This is a genomic window from Pseudoalteromonas sp. GW168-MNA-CIBAN-0100 (assembly GCF_040309225.1).
GTDB classification, from domain to species: Bacteria; Pseudomonadota; Gammaproteobacteria; order Enterobacterales; family Alteromonadaceae; genus Pseudoalteromonas; species Pseudoalteromonas arctica.
On sequence record NZ_JBEOOL010000848.1, the window covers coordinates 1 to 251 of the forward strand.

General features: G+C 43.8%; 1 protein-coding gene. It reads right to left on the reverse strand.

Going from position 1 to position 251, the window contains the following annotated elements:
* The coding region (locus AAEY62_RS23685) for an aldehyde dehydrogenase family protein (RefSeq protein ID WP_350636904.1) at positions 1 to 250 on the reverse strand (250 nt) is incomplete at its 3' end.
* Position 251: the final 1 nt, after the last annotated feature.

Below are 251 nucleotides of genomic sequence, written 5' to 3' on the forward strand. Positions count from 1 at the left end.
GCTCGGCACTGTAACGACAAATGCCTGCGCACAGTTCAACTTCTTGCAAACCTTGGGCGTATACTTTACCCATTTCTTCGGTCATAAGCTTGGCGATGGCATCTTTTTGCTCTTCGAATAATGAAGCTAATTTGTTTAAGTGTTTTGCACGTTCGGTCACTGACACTAAGCGCCACTGTAAATAGGTTTGATGAGATTTTTCGATTACCTGCTCAGCTTGCTGTTGCGACAGCAGCGTATAGGTATTAATG